This is a genomic window from Citrobacter sp. Awk 2, assembly GCF_028069815.1.
GTDB lineage: Bacteria > Pseudomonadota > Gammaproteobacteria > Enterobacterales > Enterobacteriaceae > Citrobacter.
On sequence record NZ_JANEWL010000139.1, the window covers coordinates 1 to 8,968 of the forward strand.

Sequence of the window (8,968 nt, forward strand, 5' to 3'; positions counted from 1 at the left end):
CCCTTAGGACTCCCTTTAATTATTTACGGGGAGAATTAATATTTTATATGGATATTATCAACATGAATAAGTTAACCATTGCCGCCGCATCAATTGTTATCGCACTGAGTTCAACATCTGCATTCGCAGACACCGATGTCGGTCTAATCACCTTTGATGGCGCCGTAACCGACACCACTTGCACGATCACCAGCAATAACGGTGTTGATGCTAACACCGTCACCATCAGCATGCCGGTTGTGAAAAGAGCCGATGTTGAAAAGACAACCATTGATACTGGCGTCGGTTCCAAAGAGTTCGAACTGCACTTCAGCGACTGCCCGACTGACCTAACCAAAGCCTCTGCCACTTTCACCTCCCATCAGTTCGCTGACCTGACTAATGGTACGTTGAAAGCCGACCCAAGCGTAAGCGGCCACGCGGAAAACGTAAACCTGGCGTTGTTCAATAACAGCACATCCGACACCGACCGTATTCAGGTTGGCCTGCCGGCAAACAACACACAGATCGCCACACTGACCGAGGGTGAAGGTGTTCTGGCGTTCCGCGTTGCTTATGTGCCAAGCGCTGACTGGGTTTCCGGTACCAACGATATCACTGCCGGTAAAGTAACCAGCAACGCTACTTTTACGATGACTTACGAGTAATCGTTACGTAATCGATTATGTGCCTGCCTTTGAGACAGGCACATTGTGAGGATCAATACTATGCACCGTTTTACCCGTCTTACCTCAGCCTCGCTTTTCTGTATAAGCGCAGCACTTTGTTCGTTTAATGCCAGCGCGGATATCGTCATATCCGGCACCCGCGTGATCTATCCACAGTCGTCCAAAGACGTTACCGTCAAAATGGAAAACCGTGGCAATAAGCCGTTGCTGGTACAGTCATGGTTGGATGACGGTCGCGATGAAGTCAACCCACAAGAGCTGAAGCTACCGTTTATCGTTACGCCGCCGGTATCCCGTGTCGATCCGTCCAAAGGGCAAACTGTTCGCATAACGTGGACCCGGCAACCGCTGGCTCAGGACCGTGAGACCCTCTTTTGGTTTAACGTACTGGAAGTCCCCCCGAAGGCAAAAGACGCGGATAGTCAAAACGTACTGCAACTGGCCTTTCGTACCCGTATTAAAATGTTTTTCCGTCCGGATGGTTTACAGGGCGATCCGTCCATAGCCGCAGGTAATGTGAAATGGACCCAGCAAGGTAATGCATTAATCGCGAATAACAGCAGCCCTTATTTCGTTTCGATGTCCAGTGCCACCATCACGGTTAACGGTAAGAAAATAGCGGTGGACTCCCATACCCTCCCACCATTCGCAAATGAAAATGTGCCGGTAAAAAATGCCGTTAGTATGGCAGGTGGAAACATAGAATATACCACTATCAATGATTTCGGCGGGACAGAAAAGCATCAGTCCACCATTAATTAATGTTCACGCTGAAGGATTTCAGCGAATTTAAAAGATAGGGAAATTATGTTTTTTCGTCGCTCATTATTGTGTACTGCTATATATATTGCACTATCGTCCTCAGTAATGGCTGAAGAAGCGTCTTCATCTTCAACAGATGAAGTTGAATTTAACGATCAGTTCTTATTCAATACGGGCACCAGTATTGACGTTAGTCGCTTTTCAAAAGGCAATCCGGTTCCACCGGGCACCTATAAAACGCAAATTATTTTGAACGGTAAGCCGAAAATGCTCACCGATTTCACCTTCAACGATAACGGCACACCTCGCGCAACCCCCTGCTTCACCGCCAAACTTCTCGCGCAAATTGGGGTTAAAACTGAAGGACTGGATCTTGAGTCTGCAACCTGCGTAGATTTTGCGCAACAATATCCGCAGTCTACATGGAATTATGATATCGGCACGCAAGAATTATCTCTGTCGATACCACAAATTTTCGTCCTCAGAAGCCCTAACGGCTATGTCGATCCTTCGCTGTGGCAAGACGGTATCCCAGTTGCGATGTTCTCTTATGATCTGAACAGTTGGCACACTGAAAGCGACGGCAACAAATCCGACTCTCTCTACGCTGGTCTTAAATACGGTGTAAATCTTGGTGCCTGGCACTTTCGCGCCCGAGGCAACGCTAACTGGAATCAGGACAGCGGCGGCGACTACACCAACCAGGATATTTATCTGCAACGCGATATTGCAGCATTACGCTCGCAGTTTCTGGTTGGGGATTCATTCACCCGTGGTGATGCTTTTGACTCTTTCAGCCTGCGCGGCCTCCGTTTTTATAATGACGACCGCATGCTGCCCGGTGGAACATCAACCTATGCCCCTGAAATTCGCGGCGTCGCTAAAAGCAACGCCAAAGTCACTATCACGCAAAGTGGCAACAAGATTTATGAAACCACCGTGCCACCGGGGCCGTTTGCCATCACCGACCTCAGTACCACGGGTTACGGCAGCGATTTGGACGTCGCTATAGAAGAAGCCGACGGCAGCATTCGTACCTTCTCTGTCCCCTACTCCTCCGTCACACAAATGCTGCGTCCTGGCTATGGGCGCTGGGATATTGGCGCTGGCGAGCTGCATGATAGCAACTTGAACGATAAGCCGAAGTTAGGTTACGCCACGGGTTATTACGGACTGAATAACATCTTTACCGGCTACGCTGGCGTGCAATATATGGACGTGGGCTATTATGCCGGGCTGCTGGGTGTCGCGACCAATACCCCCGTGGGCGCTTTCGCGCTTGATGTGACACATTCAAGCACGGCTATTGACGATCTGGACACCCTGACTGGTCAAAGCTACCGCGTTACCTGGAGCAAAATGATCGAAGAGTCTCGCACCTCTTTCAATATCGCGGCCTACCGTTTTTCGACCAAAAACTATATGTCACTGCGCGATGCTGCCACGTTAAGTGAGAACGTAAAACAAAACAGCGACAGTTCAGAAAAGGAATTTAGCAATTTCCAGCGCATGAAGAATCAATTCCAGGTCAACGTCAGCCAACCGGTATCTTTTTTAGGTTCCAGCAATGGCAACGTGTATATCAGCGGTAGTTGGGAGGATTACTGGAACAAATCATCATCCACCTCGCAGTACTCTGTTGGCTATAGCGACTCCTTCTCGTGGGCCAGTTACAGCATTTCCATACAGCGTAGCTATAACGAATACGGCGATAAAGATGACAGCGTTTACCTGAACCTCAGTATTCCGCTGGAAAACTTGTTAGGTCGCAATAAAAAGCCGCTGGGGTTCTCAACGGTGAACATGAGTGTTAACAGCGATTTGAAATCAAACAACAGTTTCGCCACCAGCGCTAGCGGCAACTCTGACGACTATCGCTTTAGCTATAGCGTGAATACCACCTCCAGTCGAGGCGATGGTTCATCGATTAACCAACTGGGCGGCTACGGTACCTACAACGGACCGTGGGGACCATTAAGCGTGTCGGCCTCCGCCTCGGATGATAACAGCCGCCAGTACTCCGTAAGTTACAGCGGCGGCATGTTAGTACACCCTGGTGGATTGACGCTGGCCCCCAACAGTATCGGCGATACCGATACGCTGGCGCTGGTACACGCGCCTGGCGCCAAAGGTGCTCGCTTAATCAACGGCGACGGCAATATCGACCGCTTTGGCTACGCAATCCAGCCTTATCTGTCTGCTTATCGGGAAAACAACGTCGGTCTCAATATCGACTCCATGGAAAACGATGTTGAGGTAAAAAACACCAGCACAGTTGTTGTTCCACGTAGCGGTGCCGTTGTGCAGGTCGATTTTGAAACTGATGAAGGGCGTTCGCTGCTGCTGGAACTGCTGCGCACCGACAACGGTTTTATCCCGCTCGGCGCCGACGTACAAAACGAGAAAGGCGAATCGATCGGGACCGTTGGGCAAGCCGGTATTGCCTATGTTCGCGGCGTTAACGATAGCGGCGCGCTAAAGGTGATTTGGGGAAGTGGGATTGAAGGACGCTGCACCGTTAACTATCAGCTTACTGATGAAAACACCAACCAGAAAATTGGCCTTACCCGTCTATTGAGTAACCAACGTTGCCAGATGTAATGGCAATATTTTTACAGGGAATAAGATGAAAATAATGAAGCTAAAAAAACTCTACCTGCTGGGATGCAGCGGCCTGCTATTTGCAACCGCATTCCCAGGTCAGGCGACATCGCTGGATGTCACCTTCACCGCCACGCTACGGGAAACCACCTGCGATATGGCGATTGAAGGCGGCAGCGGTGATGGCCAAAACAACACTATCCCTATTGGGACAGATGGCACCGTAGGTCTGGACAAAATCATCAACGGCGACAGCAGTGCGCAGACGACCTTTAAGCTGAAGATCACCGAGTGCCCGGCAAGCTTACAGTCACTAAAAACAACGGTATCGGGAACCCAATCAGCCGACTCCGATAAAATCATTGCCAATGGTGCGTCATCTGATGCTGCGACCAACCTTGGTGTTTCAATCGCCAGAGCATCCGCAACTGATGCGCCATTCACCATTAACTCAGCGAACGATAGCACCATGCTGGTGTGGAGCAACGACGAAATCAGTAACAAAGAGGTCCCGTTAGTGGCAACGCTGGTTGAAACCTCTGCGGGGAAAGGGACGACAGGTGCCTTTAGTGCGCTTGCTACCTTCAACTTCACCTATGAATAATCATCAGAAAAGGAATATCTTGATGAAAAAAATCGCTTTTCTGAGCGGCGTGGTCGGCGCGTTACTATTTTCGGCCTCCTCTTTTGCCGCCATTACCGGTACCAGCAGCGTTTCCGCGACGTTTACCTCAACGGTGACATCCGGTACCTGTACAGCACAAATTCAGGACACCAGCGGCAACCCTATCGACACCCTGGACTTCGGCGACGTCTTTAAATCAGACCTGGTCCAGCAAAGCCGCAGCGAGCCGTTTATAGTGGCCTTCACTAACTGTATGGGCGTGAAATCCGCCAGCTATCAGGTTGTCCCAGGCTCCGGCAGCAACTGCTCAGGCCCCAATTCTGATGGCGACTCCTTCTCCGCCGGTAACGCTACAGGTTTTGAAGTCTGGCAAGGTGAGTCCACCACCGGAACGTTACTCAGTTGCAATACGAAACCCGCACAGTCTCTCACCATCAGCGACAGCACGCTGGATGTCGATTTTGCATCACGTATCGTCATTGCCAAAAGCCGCACGATTGCCAACGTCACAGCAGGTAACGTTTACGCGCCAGTGACATTTGTTATCACCTATCAGTAAGCCACAAGGAGCAAAGCCGCCATGTCATATTGTATCCGTATTCTCTTGTCCTTAGGGAGAACGCTGTTGGTTGCGGGGGTGACTGGCGGGATATGTACTGCGCCCTGTTTTGCCGATGGGGGGGAAAGCAGTCTGGATGTCACGATCAAAGCGAACATCGTGGAGAACACCTGCCAGATCTCCCTTTCTGATAATGGAACGGTGCATTTACCCACCGTTTCCCGCCATTGGTTTTATAACGATGATGGCTCCACGCGTTTACAGCCAGGCGATGCCGCCAGCGGGACGCTTTTTAGCATCAATGTGGAAAGCTGCGCAGGCGATGCCACCACGGTCAATACCATGACCTTTGGTTTCCAGCCGCAAAATGGCATCTGGCCAGCGCAAAGCCAGCAGGTGTTTATCAATGAAACGCCAGCGGTCAGCGGTGGGGCAGAAAACGTCGGCGTGGTGATTTTCTCCACCAGCGATAACCGTAACGTCGTCAATAGCGATGGCACTTCTGCTGTGGCAATTGATGTCTCAACGGCGGCTAACTACCTGACCAGCTATGACTTTTACGCGCGCTATCAAAACACAGGGGTTGTGACCTCCGGAAAGGTCACCAGCCACGTGCTGGTTGATGCTATCTATCAATAATCAAGGAAGATTACATGCTTAAATATTTATTATGCCCGATAGCATTACTGGCTCTGAGTTTTCATGCCAATGCAAGCGAGTGTCACCTTGCGGAAAATGGTAAGTCAGGCACCATGGCGCTCAATGGCGGAGGCCCAAGCAACCCGATAACATTTCATTATGTTGCGGACGACATTACCACATCAATTTATGAACTGACCTATTTCGACCCGACATTAGATCATGACCTCTGGACCTACTGTGATGCCGGGAGCCAAGGATATGGGTTCTACGCCAACACCAACGCTTCATCAACAACCACCTCAATCGATGGCAGAGCGCTCTATCCCACTAACGTCGATGGCATTTATTATGCGGTAAAAATGTACAGCAGCGGCGGCGGCGGCGGCTATTTCCCCTCAACGAATAATGGTTCATGGGTGTTGGTTGATAGCGGCAGTGAAAGCAAGTGGGACAGCAAGAACATGAAGGCGACGGTGACGCTCTATCAGGAAACCGCCTTTCGCGGAAATATAAATGGTGTCACCGCCATTACGCCAAAAGATTCAAGAACGCTGGGGCAAATACGTATCGGCACCGCAGACTCTGATGACAACAACCCCTGGACCATTAACGTCACCCCCAGCAGCTTTAGCATTCCCATAAAAGCCGCGACATGTGGCTCTCTGTCGGTCAATAACGGCACCAACAATGTCGATTTTGGCGTGATCATGCCATCAGAGTTTAGGAATGGTTTTTGGCCAACTAAAGACTTCACTTTTCAGGTGAAAAACTGCGTCAATACGGTATGGCTGCGCTTTAAGCTCACGTCGATCAACAGTACCACCGATAGTAACGGATATATACGGCTCAGAAATACGCTGAGCGGAAGTTCAGCAGCACAAGGTATTGGCATTTATGTGCAAGGAAACAACATTCGGACACGGGATGGAGAACAGGGATTTAAAACAGGAATGGAAATATGGAGCCCGATGACTACCGTAAGCAACAATGCATCCTTTGATTTTCCCTTTCATGCCCAAATCCTCCGGGATGAAGGTGACTCTCTCTCTCTGGGTAATTTCAAAGCTATCGGCACGTTTACCGTCGACTATTTTTAGCTTACCCTTGCGGCTGGTTACTGATCAGCCGCGCCATCGTTTCCAGCGAATCCGTTCTTAAGATGTACAAGCGCTTCAGTAAGAACGGATTATCTCCTGGCTTTACCTTCCCCCGCACCGTCGTCACCGCCATATGAAACCCGGCATCGCTCGCCGCTTTTACCGCCTTATCGTTATAACCGCCAAACGGATAAGAGAGATACAGCACATGCGGATTGAACTGCGAAAGCGCGCGGCGCGAACGTTCGAAATCAAACAGAATATTGTGATAGCTGCGACTCAGCAGCACAGGCTGGTTTTTAACGCCAATACGGTGCAGAAAATGGGTATGCGACTGAAAATCAAATACATCCCGCATATTCTCAAGCTCTGAAACGCTCATAAATTGCAGCGATTTCGGGTCCCACTTCTGAGGGTGGCGCTTGATACGCGACGAAATGATAAACGCTGTCGCTTTCATCCCGTACTGCTTGAGGACAGGATAAGCATAACGGCTGACCGACTTCAGGCCATCATCGAACGTCAGCACAACAGCTCGTGCTGGCAGATTCATTTTATTCTGCACATAGCCTTCCAGTTGATACATCGTCAACGTGGTGTAACCGCGATCCCGTAGCCAGGCCATTTGGTTACTGAACGCACGCACAGAGGTGGTCGTGGAGGTGTGGCGAAAACGAGTATTCTCTTCATCACGCAGAATATGATGGTAGGTCAACACAGGAATACCGTGGTCTTCCTGTGCATCCAGCGCGCTGATATAAGCCAGCCTGCCACCAATGCGAATCTGAAACCAGGTCTGATTGAGTCGGTCTTTAAGCTTACTAATTATGGGATAGCGCAGGTTGTCCGCCAGTACGCCAAACGGAGCACTCCCAACATCCGGGGCATTATAAACGGGTGTGTCTTTCCAGGTTATCAGGCTTTGATTGCTGAGCGGTTTGTTGAGGTCACCTAAACCATCGTCAACTTTCTGCCGCCCCTGAACAGGCTCCAGATGTCCTTTATCGATAAACCCGGTACCGAAGCCAAAGGTGAATTCATAGTAGTCAGCGGCAATTGGCTCTACTGAGAGGATTTGGCCGGCGCGTATATTCCCTACCGCCACCATTTTATTACCGATCTGCGCCCAAACGGCAGCCGCTTCGGTCGTTTGCATATAACGAGCAGGCAACGCCGCAGCAACGCTACCGGAGAACAGGAGCAACAAAAACAACAGAACGCGCATCACCATATAAGATAACCGGGGCGAGAAACTCCGATTATTGTAGCAAAATCGCTATCAATACCAATGATTAACACGCATACAAATCATGCAGCAATACGAAAGGCGGATTTTTCTGTTGTTGATGCCAGAGGCTCGAGACGTCAGGCCCACCAAGCGTCACGATACGGTCACGAAAGGCAGAACTGCTCAAAGATTCCCGCGACATTAGCATTTGCTCCAGCAATGCATAGCTGACACCGGAAATAACTTCACACTGGGGATGCTTATGACTCATCAGCGAGGCGACACGGTACGGCGCAGCGCCAGCAATATCCGTCAGAAAGATGACGCCCTCACCGGAGTCTGTGGCATGCAAAGCATCGCACATCATACGGCTTAACATATTCGAGCTGAGTCCACGCCAGAAGCTGACTGCCTGGCACTGTGCCTGTGGACCGTACTTTCTTTCCAGACGCTGCAGCATATCCTGTGCCTTATCGTCATGACAGGTAATTACCCAACCTAGCATCATCATCCCTCCTTTTGCTATAAACCATCCTGACACAGACAAAGATGCTTGACAGTGATGGCGATCATCCTGGAATTAATTTATTTTTTTAACGCATGAAATGGCCATTTTTCTCATGTTATTAATCGAATCATTAATAAATTTAAATACTTTATTAACAAAGCACACATTTAAAAACTAAAAACCATAATTTGCGCAAATAAAAAATTAGATACCATTCAATTACAACATGAATGTTTTCCTAATTTTTGCCGAGCTCATATTTCAGCAACCATTATATA

The 8,968-nt window shown here is 49.6% G+C and carries 9 protein-coding genes; 7 read left to right on the forward strand and 2 right to left on the reverse strand.

What is annotated here, in order from left to right; translation table 11 throughout:
- Nucleotides 1–62 precede the first annotated feature (62 nt).
- From NNO02_RS21685 to NNO02_RS21715, 7 genes are read left to right on the forward strand one after another with little or no spacing between them, the layout of a single operon-like run.
- Entirely contained in the window at nucleotides 63–647 is a 585-nt protein-coding gene (locus tag NNO02_RS21685) for a fimbrial protein (protein ID WP_271455708.1), read from the forward strand.
- Nucleotides 648–707: 60 nt separating this feature from the next.
- Nucleotides 708–1,430 (forward strand): fimbrial chaperone, encoded by a 723-nt coding sequence (locus tag NNO02_RS21690; protein WP_271442764.1) that lies wholly within the window; start codon nucleotides 708–710, stop codon nucleotides 1,428–1,430.
- A gap of 45 nt (nucleotides 1,431–1,475) precedes the next feature.
- Complete coding sequence (locus NNO02_RS21695) at nucleotides 1,476–4,031, forward strand: outer membrane usher protein (RefSeq protein WP_271455709.1); 2,556 nt, start codon at nucleotides 1,476–1,478, stop codon at nucleotides 4,029–4,031.
- A gap of 25 nt (nucleotides 4,032–4,056) precedes the next feature.
- Complete coding sequence (locus tag NNO02_RS21700) at nucleotides 4,057–4,635, forward strand: fimbrial protein (RefSeq protein WP_271455710.1); 579 nt, start codon at nucleotides 4,057–4,059, stop codon at nucleotides 4,633–4,635.
- 22 nt (nucleotides 4,636–4,657) lie between these two features.
- Nucleotides 4,658–5,215 carry a fimbrial protein gene (locus NNO02_RS21705; RefSeq protein ID WP_271455711.1) on the forward strand — a complete coding sequence of 186 codons (558 nt, stop codon included), beginning with the start codon at nucleotides 4,658–4,660 and terminating at the stop codon, nucleotides 5,213–5,215.
- Between the two features lie 21 nt (nucleotides 5,216–5,236).
- Nucleotides 5,237–5,854: a fimbrial-like protein gene (locus tag NNO02_RS21710; RefSeq protein WP_271455712.1), complete on the forward strand. Its 618-nt coding sequence runs from the start codon at nucleotides 5,237–5,239 to the stop codon at nucleotides 5,852–5,854.
- Between the two features lie 14 nt (nucleotides 5,855–5,868).
- Complete coding sequence (locus NNO02_RS21715) at nucleotides 5,869–6,954, forward strand: fimbrial protein (RefSeq protein WP_271455713.1); 1,086 nt, start codon at nucleotides 5,869–5,871, stop codon at nucleotides 6,952–6,954.
- Between the two features lies 1 nt (nucleotide 6,955).
- Here the strand turns inward: NNO02_RS21715 and NNO02_RS21720 are convergent, their stop codons facing one another.
- Nucleotides 6,956–8,185, reverse strand: a complete 1,230-nt coding sequence (locus NNO02_RS21720) for a polysaccharide deacetylase family protein (RefSeq protein WP_271455714.1) — start codon at nucleotides 8,183–8,185, stop codon at nucleotides 6,956–6,958.
- 61 nt (nucleotides 8,186–8,246) lie between these two features.
- Complete coding sequence (locus tag NNO02_RS21725; protein WP_271455715.1) at nucleotides 8,247–8,687, reverse strand: PTS sugar transporter subunit IIA; 441 nt, start codon at nucleotides 8,685–8,687, stop codon at nucleotides 8,247–8,249.
- Nucleotides 8,688–8,968: the final 281 nt, after the last annotated feature.

Excerpts from the sequence above, each read along its gene's own strand:
- NNO02_RS21725 (WP_271455715.1), bottom strand. The coding sequence starts at position 8,687 with ATGCTAGGTTGGGTAATTACCTGTCATGACGATAAGGCACAGGATATG.
- NNO02_RS21695 (WP_271455709.1), top strand. The coding sequence starts at position 1,476 with ATGTTTTTTCGTCGCTCATTATTGTGTACTGCTATATATATTGCACTA.
- NNO02_RS21720 (WP_271455714.1), bottom strand. The coding sequence starts at position 8,185 with ATGGTGATGCGCGTTCTGTTGTTTTTGTTGCTCCTGTTCTCCGGTAGC.
- NNO02_RS21705 (WP_271455711.1), top strand. The coding sequence starts at position 4,658 with ATGAAAAAAATCGCTTTTCTGAGCGGCGTGGTCGGCGCGTTACTATTT.
- NNO02_RS21685 (WP_271455708.1), top strand. The coding sequence starts at position 63 with ATGAATAAGTTAACCATTGCCGCCGCATCAATTGTTATCGCACTGAGT.
- NNO02_RS21690 (WP_271442764.1), top strand. The coding sequence starts at position 708 with ATGCACCGTTTTACCCGTCTTACCTCAGCCTCGCTTTTCTGTATAAGC.
- NNO02_RS21710 (WP_271455712.1), top strand. The coding sequence starts at position 5,237 with ATGTCATATTGTATCCGTATTCTCTTGTCCTTAGGGAGAACGCTGTTG.
- NNO02_RS21715 (WP_271455713.1), top strand. The coding sequence starts at position 5,869 with ATGCTTAAATATTTATTATGCCCGATAGCATTACTGGCTCTGAGTTTT.
- NNO02_RS21700 (WP_271455710.1), top strand. The coding sequence starts at position 4,057 with ATGAAAATAATGAAGCTAAAAAAACTCTACCTGCTGGGATGCAGCGGC.